The organism is Micromonospora sp. MGP-C2, assembly GCF_057766525.1.
Genome location: NZ_JBYMEN010000002.1, coordinates 4174179 through 4192441 on the forward strand (window position 1 = coordinate 4174179; position 18263 = coordinate 4192441).

An 18263-nucleotide genomic window follows, 5' to 3' on the forward strand; every position below is an offset into this window, starting at 1 on the left:
CGGGTCGCGGATCATGCTCGGCGTCGGCCTGGTCCTCGTCCTGCTGGCCGGGCTCGCCCTGGCCGGGATCCGGACACTGAGCAACCGGTACGAGCGAACGGTGAGCAAGGAGCAGTTGCTCGACGCCGACTCCCGCACCGACCGCACCGACCTGGACGGGCCGCTCAACTACCTCCTGGTCGGCTCCGACCGCCGCCCCGGAGGCAGCGGGCCGGACCAACGCTCCGACACCATCCTCATCGTGCACGTACCCGCCGGCCAGCGGGAGGCCTACCTCGTCTCCATTCCCCGAGACCTGCTGGTCCCCATCCCCGCCGGGAACGGCTTCGGCGGCGGCCAGGACAAGATCAATGCGGCGTACGAGCACGGCGGCGGTGGGCAGGCCGGCGCCCAACTGCTCTCCGCCACGCTGACCCGGCTCACCGGCATCCGGTTCGACGGTGCCGCACTGATCGACTTCTCCGGCTTCCGCAAGGTCATCGACCTGCTCGGCGGGGTGCAGATGTGCGTGGACACCGAGGTCCGCTCGATCCACACCAACCGGGTCTTTCCCGTCGGCTGTCAGCAGATGGACGGGGCACAGGCACTGGACTACGTCCGGCAGCGCTACGACCTGCCCGGCGGCGACTACGACCGGCAGCACCACCAGCAACAGTTGCTCCGGGCGATGCTGGACAGCGCCGGCAGGGCGGACCTCCGCAGCAACCCGATCAAGCTCGACCAGGTGCTCCGGGCGGTCGGCGGGTCGTTGACCGTCGACACCAACGGCGTACCCCTGGAGGACCTGCTCCTCGCGCTGCGCGCGCTGCCGCCCGACGGGATGCGCGGCGTCCAGGTGCCCTCGTCACCGCAGACCATCGACGAGGTCTCGTACGTCGTGCTGGACAACGGGGGCAACGGGCTTTTCGAGGCGGTTCGCGGCACCCGGGTGCCCTCCTGGGCGCAGGCCAACCCCCGCTGGGTGACCCGGTTGTGACGGTGTCGTCGGCCGGGTCGGTGCCGAACCGGCCGACGAGGATCTAGTGTTGCTTCCTGTGTTCGGACCCCAGGTTCCCACCGTGCCCGTGACCGAGATCGCCGACGAGACCTACGTGCTGGATGTGCGGGAGGACGACGAGTGGGCGGCCGGCCACGCCCCCACCGCTCACCACCTGCCGATGATGGAGTTGCCGGCACGGCTGGCCGAGGTGCCCACCGACCGGGAGGTGGCGGTCGTCTGCCGTTCCGGCGGCCGCTCCGCCCAGGTCGTCGCCTACCTGATCAACAACGGCTGGGAGCAGGTGCGCAACGCCGACGGCGGGATGCGCCAGTGGGCTGCCGTCGGCCGACCGGTGGTCGACGCGAACGGGCAGCCCGGCCAGGTCATCTGAGGCGGACGGCATGGGCGGGCCACTGGTCTTCGCGCACCGCGGCGCCTCGTACGACCTTCCCGAGCACACCCTCGCCGCGTACCTTCGCGCTCTCGACGAGGGCGCCGACGGCCTGGAATGCGACGTCCGGCTGACCCGGGACGGGCACCTGGTCTGCGTACACGACCGCCGACTCGACCGCACCAGCAACGGTCGCGGTCTGGTCAGCGCGCGTACGCTCGCCGAGCTGGACGCACTGGACTTCGGCTCGTGGCATCCGGGCGGCGCACCGAGCGGCGACCTGCCGCCGGACGACTCGCACACCCGGCTGCTCACCCTGGCCCGGCTGCTGGACGCGGTGCTCGACGCCGGCCGGCCGGTCCGGCTGCTGGTCGAGACGAAGCACCCGTCCCGCTACGGCTCGAACGTGGAACGCCGACTGGTCAGCCTGCTGCGACGCTACGGGTTGGCCGACCCGGCGCCGGACGACAGGGTGCAGGTCACCGTGATGTCGTTCTCCCCGCTGGCGGTCCGCCGGGTGCGCGAACTCGCCCCGACGCTGCCCACCGTGCTGTTGCTGGAGGTGTTGCCGCCCTGGCTGCGATTGGGCCGGCTGCCGTTCGGCTCCCGTATCGCCGGGCCGGGCATCGGCCTGGTCCGGGGCCGTCCGCAGCTGCTGCCCGCGCTCCAAGCGGCCGGCAACGAGGTGTACGTCTGGACGGTCAACGAGCCCACCGACCTGGAGCTGGTGCTGTCCGCCGGGGTGGACGGGATCATCACCGACCGGCCGGCGTACGCCCTCGCCCGGCTGGGCCGCTGACGGGCGGGGGTGCCCAAATCCGGGCCGACGGGGCAGACTCGCCCCATGCCGGAGCGTATTGACTTCCCCGCTCTCCTCGCCGGCCACACCGTCGTGATCGAGATGATCAATTCTGGGGACGCCGGCCTGCCGGTCCTCACCCAACTCCTCCGGGTGGCCCAGCCGGCACTCGGCGCGACCGGTATGGCGTTCGTCGAGTTCGGTCCGACCGGTGGTCGCGTGATCTCCGCGACCGGCGCGGCGGAATGGGCCCTCGGTCGTCCGCTGGCCGCCGACGACCCGGACACCGTCTGTCTGCTCGCCGGGCCACGGGTACGCCAGGTACGGGTGGACCACCTCAACGGCAAGCTGGCCGGCGAGCTGAGCGGCAGCGACCTGCACTGGATGGTGGTCTCCCGGGCGGAGATCGGCGGCCACATCGTCGGGAGCATGCACGCGCTCTACTCGGACGACGACGAGCCGGGCCCGGACCAGCAGGCGGTGATCGGCTACCTCGCCTCCTGCGTCGCGCACACGTACGGCGACCAGAGCGGCCTGCCGGTGCACGGCGACGGCCCGGTGGTGGCGGCACTCGCCGACGGGCTCGCCGTCGTCGACCGGGACGGGCACGTCCGACTCTGGAACCCGGCCGCCGCCCAGGTCACCGGGCGGTCGGTCGAGCAGGCGCTGAGCGCGCCGTTGCCGTTCCCGCTGCCCCCCTCCGGCCAGGTCCGGGACCACCGGATGCCGGACGGCCGCTGGCTGCGGATCACCTCCGGCGAGCTGCCCGGCCCGGGCACGTTGCGGGTGGTCACCTTCCGCGACATCACCGACCAGCAGCGCCGCGACCACGACCGGGAACTGTTCGTCGCGGTGACCAGCCACGAGCTGCGCACTCCGGTCACCGTCATCAAGGGGTACGCGGACACCCTCACCGACCACTGGGAGTCGCTCACCGAGGTGGACCGGCGGCAGGCCGCCCGGGTGATCGGGCAGCGTGCCAACGAGTTGGCCCGGTTGGTCGACCGTCTCCTCTCCTCGGCCGCCGAGACGGGGCCGGGGGACGACCCCGCGACCCCGTTCGACCTCGGCGAGGCGCTGCGCTCCTCCATCGGCGACCTGCCGGCGGACCTGCGTCGCCGGCTGGTGCTGCTCGTCCCTACCGACCTGCCCAAGGCGCTCGGCCACCGGCCCAGCCTGGCCACGGTGTTGACCGAGCTGACCACCAACGCCGGCAAGTACTCGGCACCGGACTCGCCGATCGAGATCACCGCCTCGGTGGACGGTCAACTGGTGGCGTTCCGGGTCAGCGACCGGGGCATCGGCATCCGACCGGAGCACGTGGAGCGGGCCTTCGACCGATTCTGGCAGGGCGAGTCCGGCGACCGGCGCGGCTATCCGGGGGCAGGGCTCGGCCTCTATCTCGTCCGCCGGATCGTTGAACAACAGAATGGATGGGTATCCCTACGTCCGAGGACCGGCGGCGGTACGGTCGCAGAGGTGCGGCTACCACGCGGTTGACCGAGGTGGCGCGACGTGGAGGCGACGGTGGCAGCGGCAGCGAGGGAGCGGGCGTGGTGCGTGGTGGTTCCCCACCACCCGGTCGGGGCACGGCTGGCCCGGCACCGGCTCGCCGGCGAGTTGGCGGACGTCGTACCCCCGACGCTTCTCGCGGATCTGATCGCGGTGCTCGCGGAGCTGGTGGGTAACGCCGTGCGGCACGCCCGGCCGCTGCCCGGCGGAGTCATCCGGGTGGCCTGGCACCTACGCCCCTCGGCCGAGGGCGCCCTGATCCAGTTGCGGGTCACCGACGGCGGTGCGAGCACCGGGCCGCGGATGCGGACGGCCAGCCTCGACGCGGCGGACGGGCGAGGGCTGCACATCGTGGCCGGTCTGGCCACCCGTTGGGGAGTCGAGCGCGACGGCATGGGCCAGCGCGTCTGGGCCGAGTTCGACCCGGTGCCGGCACCCCGACCCGACCTGGTGCCGGCACGCTGACCGTCCTTGATCCTGACCTCGTCGCCGGGACCGGTGCTCGACGGGCTCGGGATGGGTGGGTCCCGCCCACGGAAAGCCGGTCGGGGCTCTAGGCTGTGACGCCGTGAGCAAGCGTCGAAAGAGCCAGCGCACCGCAGCCGACACCACCCCCCGCCGGGAGAAGGTGCGGGACATCTTCGTGCCGCGTCCGTTCGACGGGCTCGTCGACGAACCCGAGTGGATCGCCCTGCGCGAGTTGGTGCCGGCCGCCTCCGCGCCGCTGCGACTGGCACCCGCCCTGGTCGAGGAGTTCGGCGACCGGTCGGCGACGCTCGCCACGGTGCTGCCGATGGCCGCCCCGGCGATCAGCAAGCCGGACGGTCGGGTGCTCATCGGCCTCCAGCGCCACCAGCAGTCCGGTGACGTCTCCCGGGACCTGGCCGAGGCGCTGCTCTGCGCACTGCGGACCGAGCCGGGTGGCCAGGTGGCCGTGCCGCCGCTGCCCGGCCCCGGCCCACGCCTCCAGGACATCCTCGCGGACGGTCCACTGGACATCACGATGCACGAGGGTTTCGAGTTCTGGCTCGACCCCGGGGCCGGCGATGATCCGACCGTCCAGGCGTCTCTGGAGCGGGCGAACGCGGCCATCTACCCGACCGTGCGGTTGACCGCCGCGAAGGCCGCGTACTGGTGTCAGGTCCCGGAGAAGGCACACGTGCGCTGGGTGTTGCCCGAGGACGAGGACGCCGCCCTGGACGCGCTGGCCCGCCTCGGCGCGGCCGGTTCGCTGACGCTCGGCGAGCAGACCAAGTTCGCCGGCATGTTCCGCGCGCACGGCCGTCTGGTGCCGGTCTGGGACCTGCCGGAGGAGACTCCGGCGGCCGACTGGGAGGACCCGGTGGCGCAGTTCGCGAAGCGGTACGCGGAGGCGCTCGCCGCCACCGACCCGCTGGACGCCGCCGGCCGACGCGCCCGTCAGGGGCTGCTCGGCCGCCAGCTCACCCTCCGCTGAGCCCGGCCCGGCCCGTTCCGGCCGGCAACGGCTCGCGGGTGATCGGGCAGGACATGCAGCGCGGCCCTCCCCGGCCGGACCCCAGCTCGGAGCCGGCGATCGGGATCACCTCGATGCCGGCTCGCTCCAACTGTGCGTTGGTCTCGGTGTTGCGCTCGTAGCCCACGCAGAGCCGGGGCGCCAGCGCGAGGGTGTTGTTGCCGTCGTCCCACTGCTCGCGTTCCGCGGTGACCGGGTCCAGCCCGGTGTCGATGACCCGGAGCAGGTCGAGGTCCATCGCGTCGGCGGCGGCCCGCAGGAACGGCGCCGGCCCGTCCACCCGCGGGTCCTCACCGTCCGCGCCGGCGATGACGGTGTACGCCGACAGCGTGCTCGCGATGTTGGGGTACATCAGCACGGCGTCGACGTCGACCATCGTGCAGACGGTGTCGAGGTGCATGGTGGCGCGCTTCTGGGCGATCGGCACCACCAGGATGGTGTGGGCCAGGCCGGCGGCGAAGACCTGCCGACCGAGGCGTTCGGCGCCGGCCGGTGTGGTCCGCTCGCCCACCCCGACCGCCAGCACCCCGGGTGCGAGCAGCAGGACATCCCCGCCCTCGAGGTGTTCGAGGTTGGGGCGGTAGACGAACTCGGTGCCGGCGAAGCGCGGGTGGTGCCGGTAGATGGCGTCGGTCAGCGTGGTCTCGCGGCGGCGGGCGGGCATGGCCAGGCTGGTGACGCCGACCCGGTCGCCGATCCAGAGCGACGAGTCTCGGGTGAACAGCAGGTTGGGCAGCGGGTCGATGACGAAGTCGTGCCGATCCATCAGGGTGTAGACCAGCCCGCCGGGCCGCTCCGAGCTGATCCGCAGTTCCTCGTGGGCCAGCCCGGCGGTCAGCACGTCGGCCAGGGCCGCCGGGTCCAGGTAGGAGAGGTGGTCGGCGACGCGGGCCCGCAGGGTGTCGCCGAGCCGTCGGGAGCGCAGCACCTGTTCGGTGAGCTCGGCGCGGGCGTCCGCGACGGCAAGCGTCTCGGCCAGCAGGGTGGCCAGGTAGAGCACCTCCACCCCGCGCTCGCGCAGGGCGGCGGCGAACGCGTCGTGCTCCTCCTGGGCCCGCCCGACCCAGGGGATCGCGTCGAACAGGAGCGAGTCGTTGTTGCGTGGGGTGAGCCGGGCCAGTTCGGGGCCGGGCCGGTGCAGCAGTACGGTGCCGAGCCGCCCGACTTCACTGTCGACGTAGTGGGTCACTCCCGCAGCGTAGGGCAGGGTTTGGCGGCATCCGAGAAAAGAACTGTGGATGAATATGGCATTCATCCACAGTCATTCCGGCGCTCCGGCTTGCCGAACCCCGGTAGTGGCAACGTAGGGTAGTGGGGACATAACTTCGAGGGACCTTTTGCCGGAGGTCGACGACGATGACTGTCTTTCCCGCACGACGAGCCGTACCGTCCGCTCGGGCACTGCCGCCCGTCGCGGTGCCACACCCCCGTGCCGAGTCGACGGGGGTTCTCGAACCAGTCCGTCCGACACCGCTCGAATGGGCCCGCCGCCGTCGGGCCGAGCGGGGGGCGCGCCGCCTGGAGGCGGCCGGGGCGCGGGCGCTGGGGCAACTCGATCACCTCGGGCCCGCCTGGCACGTGATCGAGTGGCCGCGCACCGACGTGACAGACATCCTCGACCGCGGTCAGGACGAGCGCGCCGGGTTCCTCGCCATCGGGCCGAGCGGCCTCTTCGCCGTGACCATCGCCGACCACGGCCGGGCCAGAGTGCTCGTCGCCGGGGACGTCGTGCAGATCAACGGCAAGCGACCGCCGTACGTGGCGGAGTCCCGCCGGGACGCCAAGCGGGCCAGCAAGGCCCTCTCCGACGCGGTGGGGCTGCCCGTCCCGGTGACGCCGGTGCTGACCTTCGTCGGCTCCGGCGTTATCAGTGTCTACGGCCTTCCGAAGGACTGTCTGATGGCCACCCACCGCGAGCTGGATCGGCTTCTCGTGGCCGGTGGCAGTCGGATCAGCCCTGCCACGGCCGAGAAGCTGTCCCGGGTCGCACAGCACCCTGGCACCTGGCTGAACGGCACGTACCGTCCAGCTGCCGACTACCGGTGGTATGACGAGGGCCGAACGGCCGCTGACAAGCCGGCCAGTCGCCGGTAACGTCACCGGCGACGCCACGCGGCTCCGGTCCCCCCGTCCACCTCACCGGCTTCCCGCGCCGTCACCGGCCGCCTCGGTTCAGGCTGTGCGGCCAGGGTGACCAGGTGCGCTCGGTGATTCGTCGGCGACCCGCTAGCGTGGACAGTCGATCGGTGCACATAGGAGGCGCGGTGGCCCACGTCGAACTTTCGCTCTCGGAAGCGTTCGTGCCGGCGGCGCGGGCCTCGACAGAGCCGGAGTCCGACAATGTCGGCCAATGGTCCTCGACAGTGTCCCGGGCGGACGAGCCGTGTCTGCTGATCGACGCCGACACGAGGGTGGTGGCGATCTCCACGGCCGGCTGCGAGCTGCTCTGTCTGGGCGAGCCGGGCGCTCTGATCGGGCGACCGCTGCTCGACGGAGGGCTGCGCCTGCTCGATTTCACCGCCAACCGGGGCGAGCTGACCGAGGCCGAGGCCGACAAGATCCCGCCCCTGCTGGCGCTCTCCTCCGGCCGACTCGCTCGTGGGCTGCTCCGGGTGCAGGCCGCCTCGGCCGACAACTCCGACGCGACCGTCGACGCGATCTCCACTCCGGTGCTCACCGACGGCACCGTCGCCGGTTCGCTCACCTTCTTCTCTGAGGTCTGACCTGCGGCGGAGTGTGTTGTTCACCGCACGCGGCGTTGCTGGGATGAGCCCGCGCGCAGGCCGTAGGGTGCCCTCATGCTCGATATCGCGCTGCTGCCGGGGGACTACGCCGTGTGCCGTCTGGCCGCCGGCACCACCCTGCCGTACGCGTTGTCCAACGGGCTTCGCGACACCGACGTGGTCACGGTGAGCTGGACCTCCGACGGGATCTCCGTGATCTGCCCGACCGACCGGGCTCCGGCACAGGCCGTGGTGGAAACCGTGTGGCGCTGTCTGCGGGTCACCGCCCCGGTGGGGATGGCCGCCATCGGCAGCCTGGCCGCGCTGGTCGACCCGCTGGCCGAGGCACGGGTCAGCGTGGTCACGTTCTCCACCTTCGACACCGACTATCTGCTGGTGCCGGCCGTCCGGCTGACCGAGGGCACTGCCGCGCTACAGCGCGCCGGGCACCGCGTCACCGGCTGAGCTTCACCCCCACCGGCCGCTCACCCTACGATGGGCTCGGCCACCCCGGCCGCGACGAATTCTCCGATGTCCCGAGGATCGGCCCGTGCCGTTCACCCCACCCCGCCCCGCGTCTCCCCCATCGCGGGCGACGATCCACATCTCACCGGCGACTCGTGGCCGGTCGACCGGTCGCGTCCCCGTGCGGACCGCCGCCCGGGTCCTGCCGGTCGCACTCGCGGTGTTCGTCGTCACGGTGCTGGCCGGCTGTGGCGCCCCACCCGAGCTGAGTGAGCCGACCGCCCTGCCCACCCACACCGCAGCACCGACGCCACCTGGCGCGAGCACCGCTCCCGCCACCCCGCAGGTGACCGCACCACCGCCCGTCGCGGTCGCGCCCACCGCCGATGCCGGTCTGGTCGCGACCGCATGCCGCAACGGGCCGACCGGGCAGCGGGTGGTGCAGCTGTTGCGCGGGCGGGCGGGAGTCCTCCCGGCCAACGTCCGGGTCCAGGTCCGCACCGGCCCACTCTGCGCCGCCGATTGGCAGTTCACCGTGCTGGAGGTGACCGGCCACGAGGAACTCCAGGTGGTAACCCGGGGCCAGGCGGCCGCACCGACGCTGGTCACGGCCGGCACGGACGTCTGCACCATCGAGGTACGCGCCACCGGCCCCGCCGGGATCCGCGCCCTCGCCTGTGAGGCCGGTCCGGCCGCCGGCCCGGGTGCGTAGGCTGATCGGCATGCCGGGAACACCGCCGACACGTTTCGTCTACCTCGGGCCGGAGGGCACCTTCGCCGAGCAGGCCCTGCGTTCCGTCCCCGCCGCCGAGCGCGGCACCCGTACGCCCGCCCGCAGCGTCGGTGAGGCACTGGACAGCGTCCGTGACTCCGACGCCGATGCCGCGCTGGTGCCGCTGGAAAACTCGATCGGCGGCGCGGTCGGCGTCACGCTCGACGAGATGGCCGAGGGCGAGCCGCTGGTGATCACCCGGGAGGTGATCCTGCCGGTGGAGTTCGTGCTCGGCGCCCGACCCGGCACGTCGCTGACCTCGATCCGGACGGTGGCGGCCCACCCGCAGGCGTCCACCCAGTGCCGGGGCTGGCTACGCGACCACCTGCCCGACACCGTCGTGGTCGACGTGCTGTCCAACGGCGCGGCTGCCGCCGGCGCCGGTGCCGGCGAGTACGACGCGGCGATCTGCGCACCGATCGGGGCGACCCGGCACCGGCTCGCGATACTCGCCGACAAGATCGCGGATCATCCCGACGCGGTGACCCGGTTCGTGCTGGTGTCCCGCCCAGGGCCGCCCCCGCCGCCGACCGGCGACGACCTCACCTCGCTCGCGGTCTACATCGCCCACGACCGTGTCGGCGCGCTGCTGTCGGTGCTGATGGAGCTGGCCGTCCGCGGAGTCAACCTGACCCGCATCGAGTCCCGCCCGACCGGGGAGGCGCTGGGCCGGTACGTCTTCTTCCTGGACTGCACCGGTCACGTGGCCGACGTACGCCTGGGCGAGGCGTTGCAGGGGCTCCGCCGGGTCTGCGCCGACGTCCGGTTCCTGGGCTCGTATCCCCGGCACCGGTGGGCCGAGTCGGCGGGCGAGCGGCCGGTGCCCGCACCGGCCGGCCTCTCCGACGTCGACTACGCCGACGCGGCGGCCTGGCTGGCCCGACTGCGCACCGGCGAGTTGACCTGACCAGGCGCGGGACGCCCCCAAACTCGGGAGCGCCCGCACCGCTGCGTCAGCTCAGCAGACCGCCGAGCAGACCGCCCTCCTGCTGCTGCTGGCCACTGCCCAGGACCGGCGGCTCCTCGGACGGCTGCACCACCACGAAGCCCTGGCCGGCGAAGCTCATCGTGAACGACTCACCGGTGCGTCGGCCGAGCAGCGTGCCGAGGCCCATCTGCTCGGCCCGGTGGTAGCCGGTCTGGAGGTTGGCCGACCAGCAGACCGCGGCCTGCGGGTCGACGTACGTCGGGGCGTCCACGTTGAGCACGACCGGCGTGCCCTTGGTGGTGATGGCGATCCGGCCGTAGCCGCTGAACACACAGTTGAACAGGCCGGACGACGAGGCCATCCCGGCGCCGCCGACCATCCTGATGTCGTACTGCAGGGTCGAGTCGAAGGCGAGCACGCTGGAGCCGTTGATGGAGAGGGCGTCGCCCGGCTCCAGGTCGATGATGTGCACGTCCTTGGCCAGCTCGGCGAGGAAGACGTCACCCTGGCCGGAGACCTTCATCAGCGGGACGCCCTCGCCGGTGAGCTTCTGCTTGAGGAACTTGCCGAGCCCACCCGAGCCCAACGCCTGGAACTGCACATTTCCCTGGTAGGCGACCATCGACCCGACCCGGGCCATCGCCTCACCGTTGAGCTCGATCTTCAACATCTTGGAGTTCTGCAGCCGCATGCCGGGCTGTGCGGACTCCTTTTCCAGATTCTCCGAGGAGAACAGCTCGCTGCGCATGAAAGGGTGCCTCCTGACAGGGTTGCGGTCGCTGCACCGAAGGTAGGCGACCCGGGCAACCACGTGCCAGCGGCCGCGCTGCGAGGACCGGCTGCCGCTGATCGGCGGCGCTCAGCCCCAGCCCAGCGCGTGCAGCCGCTCGTCGTCGATGCCGAAGTGGTGGGCGATCTCGTGCACCACGGTCACCGCCACCTCGTCGATGACGTCGTCGTCGTTGTCGCAGATCCGCAGGATCGGGTGTCGGTAGATGAAGATCCGATCCGGCAGGACGCCGGAGTAGTCCCAGCCGCGGCTGGTGAGGGCGTGACCCTCGTAGAGACCGAGCAGATCGGCCTCGCCCGGCGGCGGGTCGTCCTCGACGAGGATCACCACGTTGCTCATCAGGCCGAGCAGTTCCTCGGGCACCTCGTCGAGGGCATCGCCGACCAGTTCCTCGAAGCGCTCGCGGGTCATCTCCACCGGCACCTCACCCATTCTGCCCGATGCGGGGTGCGCCCGGCCCGGTCAGTTGGAGCACCGCAGGGATCCGCGGGGCCACGGAGAGAGTGATTCCCGAGGTGGGCGAGGACTCTCTCCGTGGTCGAGCGGTTCGTGGGGTCGACCGGCTCAGGAAGCCAGGCGGGCGTTGAGGGTGATCTCGGCGCCCGGCGAGAGCAGGCGGGAGATCGGGCAGTTGGCCTTGGCGGCCTCGGCGAGCTTCTGGAACTCCGCGTCGTCGATGCCCGGGACCTGGCCGACGGTCTCCAGGTCGATCCGGGTCACGGTCATCCCGGCGTCGGTCTTGTCCAGGTGGACCTTGGCGGTGGTCTCGACCGAGGTGGCCGTCGAGCCCGCGTCGGCGAGGGCCTTCGAGAACGCCATCGAGAAGCAGCCGGCGTGCGCGGCGGCGATCAGCTCCTCGGGGTTGGTGCCCTCGCCCTCCTCGAAGCGCGACTTGAACGAGTAGTTGCCCGACAGGCCGCCCTTACCGGTGCGGACGGTGCCGGCGCCCTCGGTGAGATTGCCCTGCCATTGTGCTGAAGCGGTACGGATAGGCATGGGGAGAACGCTAGCGGAAAGGTGACCGCCGAGCGACCGACCGGGGCGGACGCCCGCCCTGCGATCCCCGTCACGCACAGCTGGCTGTGCCATGATGCGACCCAGGTCCGTGACCGGACGGAAGGATGACCGATGTCCGAGGAGCTTCCCATCCCACGGCAGGGCGACCGCTCCGACGGTCTGGCCGTGATCGAGTGGGGTGCCGACGACGACCCGGCCCCGCGCCGCCGGTTCGGTTGGTCCCTGGCCGGGCTCACCCAGGACCCTCGGCTGCCCCTGCTACTCGCCGGTCTGGGCGCGGTGGCCGGGGTCGCCTCGATGGTCGGTGAGTGGCTGGTGATGAGCCTGCCGAACGGCGGGCCCGAGGGGGACGCCACGATCGAGGTGCCCGCCGGGGTGTCCGAGGTCGGCGGCTTCGGTGTCGGCTACCTGGTGGGGCTTCTCGCACTGGTCTGCACCGTGGTGTTGGCACTTCGCGGCACCGCGTCCGTGCGGTCGAATGCCCGGCTGACCGGCCTCACGCTGGCCGGTGCCCTGCTGGCGTTGCTGATCGCCGCCACGGCCACCCTCAACGATTCCGGTCAGCGGACCTTCTTCTACTCGGCACAGGACGGCTTCAAGGCCGAGTACGGTCGCGGCCTGATCATGGCCTTCGCCGCCTGTGTGCTGCTCGGTGCGGCCCTGCGGCTGGCCCCGGCCGGGACGCCGGAGGACGACCAGCCCGGGGACGCGCCGGCGGCCCGTGCCTGGCGCCGTCGCCGGGACCGCGACCCGGTGCAGGAGGACGGCCTGCCCGCACCGGCCGACCTGACGGTCACCCCCGCCGCGCCTTTCGCGCGCCCCGACACCCCGTCCTGAGCTGCGCGGATCCCGGCAACGGCTGTCCTCGCCGCGCCGCGACCGACGGACACCGGAGGGGTGCCGCTCGTTGGCGTCCGATTCGCCTGGAAGCCATGGATGCGACCCGTTCCGCGAGGTACGGTTGCTGCCCGCCGTTACGCCGGGCCTCGGCTTTTCCGACCGCACGGCAGGCTGCGACGGCGGCGGGCGAAGGAGGAACGATGACCCGCCCGGGACTACCCAAGCTGATCGCGACCGACCTCGACGGGACACTGGTCCGCGGCGACGAGACCGTCTCCGCGTACACCCATGGGGTGCTCGACCGGGTGCGGGCCGCCGGAATTCCGGTGGTCGGCGCGACCGGTCGCGGCCCCCGGTTGACCGAACTGACCCGAAACGACATCCGCGCCGCCGACTTCCTGGTGATGGCCGGCGGCGGACGGGTGGTCGACCAGAGTGACCCCTCCGGCCCGCTGGTGCTCCGCGACGAGCGGCTGCCCGCCGAGGTGCTGGCCCGGCTGCTCGCCGACCTGGAAGCCGAGGTCGGCCCGCTGACGGTGATGGTCGAGGCGTCCGACGAGCATGACGCGCCGCTCTGGGGTGACTACCACGAGAGCTGGCCCTACCAGGACCGGTTCGAGGCGCGGACCCGCGCGGAGTGCCTCTCCTGCGATGTGATCAAGGCGTTCGCCCGGACCGCCGACCACCACGTGGACGAGCTGCTGGCGGTGGCCCGCCGGATCGTCTCACCGCAGGTCGCCACGCTCACCCAGGCCGGGCTCGGCTTCATCGAGATCTGCCCGCCCGGCGTGGACAAGGCGAGTGGGCTGACCGTGGTGGCGCAGACCCTCGGGGTCGACCCGGCCGACGTGCTGGTCTTCGGTGACATGCCCAACGACCTGCCGATGTTCGAGTGGGCCGGCTGGGCGCGGGTGGCGGTGGCCAACGCGCACCCGGACGTCCGGGCCGCCGCCGACGAGGTGACCCTGCGCAACGACGACGACGGAGTGGCGGTGTACCTCGACCGGCTACTGTCCCGGTGATGCAAGAGACACCCCGCCTGATCGCCACCGACATCGACGGCACGCTGATCCGCGACGACCACACCGTCAGCCCACGCACCGCCGACGTGCTAGCGCGGATCTCCGCGCAAGGCACGCCGGTCGTCCTCGTCACCGGCCGTCCGGTCCGCTGGCTCAAGATGGTGTACGACCAACTGGCCGAGCCTCTGCCGGCCGTCTGCGCCAACGGGGCAGTGGTCTACGACCCGTTCTCCGACGAGGTGCTGCGGGCTGACCCGCTGGCGCCGCAGCACCTGGCCGAGGTGGCCCGGAAGCTGCGCGCCGAGGTGCCCGGCATCAGCTTCGCCGTCGAGATCCTCAACAGCCGGGAGATGCGACACGAGGCGCACTACCCGCTGCGTTGGGACGCCGACGCCGCCGGCATCCGACCGGTCGAGTCTCCCGAGGAGCTGCTCTCGGCCCCGGCGGTGAAGCTGCTGGCCCGGGCCGGCGAGCAGGACCCGGACGCGTTCGCCGAGCTGATCGCGGCAGCGGTGGCGGGGCTGGCGGAGGCCACGCACTCGTCGTCGTCCGGCCTGGTGGAGATCTCCGCCACCGGGGTGACCAAGGCCGCCGGCCTGGACTGGTACTGCGATCGACTCGGGGTGAGCGCCGCCGACGTGCTGGCCTTCGGCGACATGCCCAACGACGTGCCGATGCTCACCTGGGCGGGGCGGGGCGTGGCGGTCGCCAACGCGCACCGCGCCGTCCTGGCGGTCGCCGACGACGTGACGACGGCGAACACCGAGGACGGCGTGGCGGCGTACCTGGAGAAGGTCTTCGGTCTGGACTGAGCGGGCCGCGACCGGTCGGTCAGAGGTACTGACCGGTGTTGTGGCCCTCACCGCCGCCCGGCTGGGCGATGCCCGGCATCCCGGGGACCATCCCGCCGGGGCCGCTGGGCAGCGCCTGCCGGCCGCCGCGCATCTGCTCCAACTGGACCCGGGCGGCCATCTGCTGGGCCACCAGGGCCGCCTGGATGCCGTGGAACAGGCCCTCCAGCCAGCCGACGAGCTGGGCGTGCGCGATCCGCAGCTCGCCCTCACTGGGGGCCTTGTCCTCGGCGAAGGGCAGCGAGATGCGCTCCAGCTCGTCGCGCAGCTCGGGGGCGAGGCCCTCCTTCAGCTCGACGATCGACCGCTCGTGGATCTCCCGCATCCGGTTGCGGCTGGCGTCGTCCAGGGGTGCGGCCTTCACCTCCTCCAGCAACTGCTTGATCATGCTGCCGATCCGCATCACCTTGGCCGGCTGTTCGACCAGGCGGGTCGGGTCCTCGCCCTGGCCCTCGTCGGTCTGCATCGTGCCGATCGGCCGGCCGTCCGGGCCGACCACCACAACGGTGCCGGAGTGGCCGGAATCGTCGGGGCCGGGCTCGTCGTCTTGTCCAGCGGAGCGCGCTTCGGTCATGGGGTCCATCTTTACCCAGCGAGCGCGACCCATGCCGCCCGGGACCTACTCCCGGAGCCGAAACACCCGGGCGGGGCGCGCTACCGTCGCGCCATGCCTGTCGACCCGCGCGCCGTGCTGACCCGACCCGCGCCGGAACCCGACCGGACCATCGCGTACGGCGACCACCCGGATCAGGTGGCCGACCTGCGCTTCCCGGCGGGGACCGGCCCCGCGCGACCGCTGGTCGTCGTGGTGCACGGCGGTTTCTGGCGGGCCGAGTACGACCGGCGGCACACCGGCCCGCTGGCGGCCGCTCTCGCTGCCTGCGGCTACCCGGTGGCGCAGCTGGAATACCGGCGGACCGGGCAGCCGGGAGGCGGTTGGCCGGGCACGTTGACCGACGTGCTGACCGGCGTGGCCGAGCTGCCGGTGCTGGCCGCCGAGGCGCTGCCCGGCCGGGTGACCCGGGGCGCGCCGATCCTGCTCGGGCACTCTGCCGGCGGCCACCTGGCGATGTACGTGGCGGCCAGCGCCCCGGCGACGGTGGCCGGGGTGCTCGCCCTGGCCCCGGTGGCCGACCTGGGCGAGGCGTACCGGCGGGACCTGGACGCGGGCGCGGTGGCGGCGTTGCTCGGCGGCGGCCCGGCGGAGGTGCCGGACCGGTACGCGGCGGCGGATCCACGAATGTTGGTACCCATTCGAACACGCACCGTAGTCATTCACGGCTCGGAGGATCAACAGGTTCCAACGGAGATGAGCCGCGACTTTGTCACAGCAGCCCGTGGCGCAGGATCCGATATCTCCCTTGTTGAACTGCCCGGATGCGAGCATTTCGGGCTGATCGACCCTGAGTCGTCCGCCTGGCCTCAGATTCTCGACGCTTTGCGGGCCCTACACGATGATCTATAGCCATTGACGCAGCGTCGCGGAGCAGGTAGAACGCCGGAGGGGCGGTGTTCGGCCCTGCAACGCTCCTTGGAAGGAACTCGGTGTCGCAGATGAATCGCAGGCGGGCGCTCCAACTGTTGGCCGCGCTCGGTACCACCGGGTTCGTCGCCGGGTGTGGCTCCGACACCGACGCCCAGCCGGCCGCCGACCGCAGCCCGGTCAAGATCGGGTTGATCACGCCGCAGGGCGGCGGGTTCAAGAGCATCGGCGACGACATCACCAACGGCTTCCAGGTCTTCCTCGACCTGCACGACCAGCGGCTGGGCGGCCACCCCGTCAACCTGCTGACCGCCGACGAGGGTGACACCGCCAAGACCGGCAAGGCCGCCGTCGAAGGCCTGCTCAAGCAGGGCGTGCTGGCGCTCACCGGCGTGGTCAACTCCGCGGTGATGGTCGGCATCCGCGACACCGTCGAGGAAGCCCGCGTCCCGCTGATCGGCTCCAACGCCTCACCGAGCAGCCTGCAGAGCGTCTTCTACATCTGGCGGACGTCGTACGTGCTGGACGAGGCCGGCCGGGCGCTGGGCCGCTACCTGCGCGACCAACTGCCGGCGAACGGCCGCGTCGCGATCATCATGCCGGAGAACGTCGGCAGCCCGGACGTGGTGCGCGGCTTCCGGCAGGAGTTCGGCGCGACCGACCCGCGCATCTCCGACCCGGTGACCTACACGAACGCCACCAACAACCCCGGCAAGACGACGTACGCCTCGGACATCACCAAGGCACTGGCCAAGAAGCCCACGGCCGTCTTCTGCTTCTTCGCCGGGGCTGCCGCTGTGGAGTTCATCAAGCAGCTTCGGGAGAAGTTCGCCGGCCCGGTCTACGCACCCGGCTTCCTCACCGAGGGCTCCGTGCTGGAGAACCTGAGGGACAACGCGCTGGGCATCCAGACCGCCCTGAACTACTCGGCCGACCTGAACAACACGTCCAACCGGGTCTTCGCCTCGGCCTACCGCAAGAAGTATCAGGTCACCCCCACCACGTACGCGATGGCGTCGTACGACGCCGCGCAGGTCCTCGACCAGGCCATCCAGCTGACCGGCGGGAAGCCCACGCCGCAGCAGGTCAACCTGGCCCTCGGCAAGATCGGCCAGATCGACAGCCCGCGCGGCATCTGGCAGTTCAACCAGCCGCGCACGCCCCAGCAGAAGTGGTATCTGCGGGAGGTGCAGCGCGACGGTCAGGTCATGTCGAACGTGCTGATCAACGAGCTGGCCACGCTGGGCTGAGCGCCCACCCGGAGCACGATTCGGGGCCGGTCTCCCAGCGGGAGGCCGGCCCCGAGGCGTTCGCGGGTCAGTGCCGCAGCTCGGCGATGCAGCACTTCACGCTGCCGCCGCCCTTCTTCAGCTCGGCCAGGTCGACCGCCACCGGGTTGTATCCGGCGGCCTTCAGCTTGCCGGCCAGCCGGGTGGCCTCGCTGTTGAGCACCACGTTGGCGCCGTCGCTGACCAGGTTGAGCCCGAAGGCCATCGCGTCCTCGTCGTCGGCGATCACCGCGTCCGGGAAGAGCTGGGTGAGCACCCGCTGGCTGGCCGCGGAGAACGCGCCCGGGAAGTAGACGACGTTCGAGTCGTCGATGGCCGCGAGCGCCACGTCCAGGTGATAGAAGCGAGGGTCGATCAGCCGCAGCGACACCACCGGCCGACCCAACGCCTCCTGAGCCTCACCGTGCGCCGGAAGCTCGGTGCGGAAGCCGTGCCCGGCCAGGATGAGCCCGCCGTGCGCCTCCGGCACGTACGCGAAGTCGCCCTCGCCCTCGTTGGTCTCGCTCGGTGCGATGAACCGCCAGCCCTGCGACTCGTAGAAGGCGTGGTGAACGGCGGCTTCGCCGGCCCGCTGCTCGTGCTTGAACCGAGCGCCGTACACGCTGCCGTCCACGGTGAAGCCGCCGTTGGCGGCGTAGACCATGTCGGGCAGGCCCTGCTCGGGGGTGAGCAGGTGCACCTCGTGACCGAGGCCGACCAGCGTCTCGCGCAGCCGGTCCCACTGTTTGACGGCCAGGTCCCTGTCGACCGGGGTGGTCACGTCCATCCACGGGTTGATCGCGTACTCAACCGCGAAGTGCTCCGGCGAGCACAAGAGATATGTCCGCTTTCGCGGGACTCGGTGCTGGTTCACGGTCACCAAGAGTAGGTACCGTTGAACTTTGGTAACAGCCACAACCGTTGCTTC

22 protein-coding genes are annotated in these 18263 nt (G+C 71.7%); 16 read left to right on the top strand and 6 right to left on the bottom strand.

All coding sequences use genetic code 11. The features are described from left to right. The first annotated feature begins 13 nt into the window (after positions 1-13). The 6 genes from AC3CF1_RS19070 (at position 14) to AC3CF1_RS19095 (ending at position 5137) form a co-directional block, all read left to right on the top strand. On the top strand, positions 14-976 hold the full coding sequence (locus AC3CF1_RS19070) for an LCP family protein (RefSeq protein ID WP_355160434.1): 963 nt from the start codon (positions 14-16) through the stop codon (positions 974-976). A 58-nt stretch (positions 977-1034) separates the two neighbouring features. Next, entirely contained in the window at positions 1035-1370 is a 336-nt protein-coding gene (locus tag AC3CF1_RS19075; protein WP_354983274.1) for a rhodanese-like domain-containing protein, read from the top strand. Between the two features lie 10 nt (positions 1371-1380). Next, complete coding sequence (locus tag AC3CF1_RS19080) at positions 1381-2169, top strand: glycerophosphodiester phosphodiesterase (RefSeq protein WP_355160435.1); 789 nt, start codon at positions 1381-1383, stop codon at positions 2167-2169. A 45-nt stretch (positions 2170-2214) separates the two neighbouring features. Then, complete coding sequence (locus tag AC3CF1_RS19085; protein WP_488450964.1) at positions 2215-3669, top strand: PAS domain-containing sensor histidine kinase; 1455 nt, start codon at positions 2215-2217, stop codon at positions 3667-3669. A gap of 60 nt (positions 3670-3729) precedes the next feature. Continuing rightward, positions 3730-4146 carry an ATP-binding protein gene (locus AC3CF1_RS19090; protein WP_354983342.1) on the top strand — a complete coding sequence of 139 codons (417 nt, stop codon included), beginning with the start codon at positions 3730-3732 and terminating at the stop codon, positions 4144-4146. Positions 4147-4249: 103 nt separating this feature from the next. Then, positions 4250-5137, top strand: coding sequence for a DUF5926 family protein (locus AC3CF1_RS19095; RefSeq protein ID WP_357850183.1), 888 nt, complete (start codon positions 4250-4252; stop codon positions 5135-5137). Here AC3CF1_RS19095 and AC3CF1_RS19100 read toward each other — a convergent pair. Further along, complete coding sequence (locus tag AC3CF1_RS19100) at positions 5124-6365, bottom strand: arginine deiminase (RefSeq protein ID WP_088950730.1); 1242 nt, start codon at positions 6363-6365, stop codon at positions 5124-5126. The two genes, AC3CF1_RS19095 and AC3CF1_RS19100, sit on opposite strands and share 14 nt — an antisense overlap. Positions 6366-6532: 167 nt before the next feature. Between AC3CF1_RS19100 and AC3CF1_RS19105 the strand changes: the two genes are divergently transcribed. From AC3CF1_RS19105 to pheA, 5 genes are all read left to right on the top strand, one after another. Next, positions 6533-7270, top strand: a complete 738-nt coding sequence (locus AC3CF1_RS19105) for a hypothetical protein (RefSeq protein ID WP_088950731.1) — start codon at positions 6533-6535, stop codon at positions 7268-7270. Between the two features lie 170 nt (positions 7271-7440). Beyond that, positions 7441-7899, top strand: coding sequence for a hypothetical protein (locus AC3CF1_RS19110; RefSeq protein WP_088950732.1), 459 nt, complete (start codon positions 7441-7443; stop codon positions 7897-7899). A 75-nt stretch (positions 7900-7974) separates the two neighbouring features. Next, positions 7975-8364, top strand: coding sequence for an ACT domain-containing protein (locus AC3CF1_RS19115; RefSeq protein ID WP_488450965.1), 390 nt, complete (start codon positions 7975-7977; stop codon positions 8362-8364). A 181-nt stretch (positions 8365-8545) separates the two neighbouring features. Then, positions 8546-9076, top strand: a complete 531-nt coding sequence (locus tag AC3CF1_RS19120) for a hypothetical protein (protein WP_488450966.1) — start codon at positions 8546-8548, stop codon at positions 9074-9076. A 10-nt stretch (positions 9077-9086) separates the two neighbouring features. Continuing rightward, entirely contained in the window at positions 9087-10043 is a 957-nt protein-coding gene (gene pheA, locus AC3CF1_RS19125; RefSeq protein WP_099856839.1) for a prephenate dehydratase, read from the top strand. A gap of 46 nt (positions 10044-10089) precedes the next feature. Here pheA and AC3CF1_RS19130 read toward each other — a convergent pair whose 3' ends face one another. The 3 genes from AC3CF1_RS19130 to AC3CF1_RS19140 form a co-directional block, all read right to left on the bottom strand. Continuing rightward, positions 10090-10812, bottom strand: coding sequence for an AIM24 family protein (locus tag AC3CF1_RS19130; RefSeq protein ID WP_088950734.1), 723 nt, complete (start codon positions 10810-10812; stop codon positions 10090-10092). A gap of 111 nt (positions 10813-10923) precedes the next feature. Further along, positions 10924-11271, bottom strand: a complete 348-nt coding sequence (locus AC3CF1_RS19135) for a metallopeptidase family protein (RefSeq protein ID WP_172862248.1) — start codon at positions 11269-11271, stop codon at positions 10924-10926. Between the two features lie 147 nt (positions 11272-11418). Then, positions 11419-11850: an OsmC family protein gene (locus AC3CF1_RS19140; RefSeq protein ID WP_088950735.1), complete on the bottom strand. Its 432-nt coding sequence runs from the start codon at positions 11848-11850 to the stop codon at positions 11419-11421. 132 nt (positions 11851-11982) lie between these two features. Here AC3CF1_RS19140 and AC3CF1_RS19145 point away from each other — a divergent pair, with 132 nt between their 5' ends. From AC3CF1_RS19145 to AC3CF1_RS19155, 3 genes are all read left to right on the top strand, one after another. After that, positions 11983-12708 carry a hypothetical protein gene (locus AC3CF1_RS19145; protein WP_354983271.1) on the top strand — a complete coding sequence of 242 codons (726 nt, stop codon included), beginning with the start codon at positions 11983-11985 and terminating at the stop codon, positions 12706-12708. A 203-nt stretch (positions 12709-12911) separates the two neighbouring features. Further along, on the top strand, positions 12912-13733 hold the full coding sequence (locus tag AC3CF1_RS19150) for an HAD family hydrolase (RefSeq protein WP_330464635.1): 822 nt from the start codon (positions 12912-12914) through the stop codon (positions 13731-13733). After that, a complete protein-coding gene (locus AC3CF1_RS19155; RefSeq protein WP_354983270.1) occupies positions 13733-14545 on the top strand; it encodes an HAD family hydrolase in 813 nt (270 codons plus the stop codon). The genes AC3CF1_RS19150 and AC3CF1_RS19155 overlap by 1 nt, the downstream gene beginning before the upstream one ends. Positions 14546-14564: 19 nt before the next feature. Here AC3CF1_RS19155 and AC3CF1_RS19160 read toward each other — a convergent pair whose 3' ends face one another. Next, entirely contained in the window at positions 14565-15167 is a 603-nt protein-coding gene (locus AC3CF1_RS19160) for a bacterial proteasome activator family protein (protein ID WP_088950739.1), read from the bottom strand. A gap of 84 nt (positions 15168-15251) precedes the next feature. Between AC3CF1_RS19160 and AC3CF1_RS19165 the strand changes: the two genes are divergently transcribed. Both AC3CF1_RS19165 and AC3CF1_RS19170 read left to right on the top strand, forming a co-directional pair. Then, positions 15252-16049: an alpha/beta hydrolase family protein gene (locus AC3CF1_RS19165; protein WP_354983269.1), complete on the top strand. Its 798-nt coding sequence runs from the start codon at positions 15252-15254 to the stop codon at positions 16047-16049. An 80-nt stretch (positions 16050-16129) separates the two neighbouring features. Then, complete coding sequence (locus tag AC3CF1_RS19170) at positions 16130-17317, top strand: ABC transporter substrate-binding protein (protein WP_354983268.1); 1188 nt, start codon at positions 16130-16132, stop codon at positions 17315-17317. 67 nt (positions 17318-17384) lie between these two features. Here the strand turns inward: AC3CF1_RS19170 and ddaH are convergent, their stop codons facing one another. Next, complete coding sequence (gene ddaH, locus AC3CF1_RS19175) at positions 17385-18218, bottom strand: dimethylargininase (RefSeq protein ID WP_354983267.1); 834 nt, start codon at positions 18216-18218, stop codon at positions 17385-17387. Between the last annotated feature and the right edge of the window lie 45 nt (positions 18219-18263).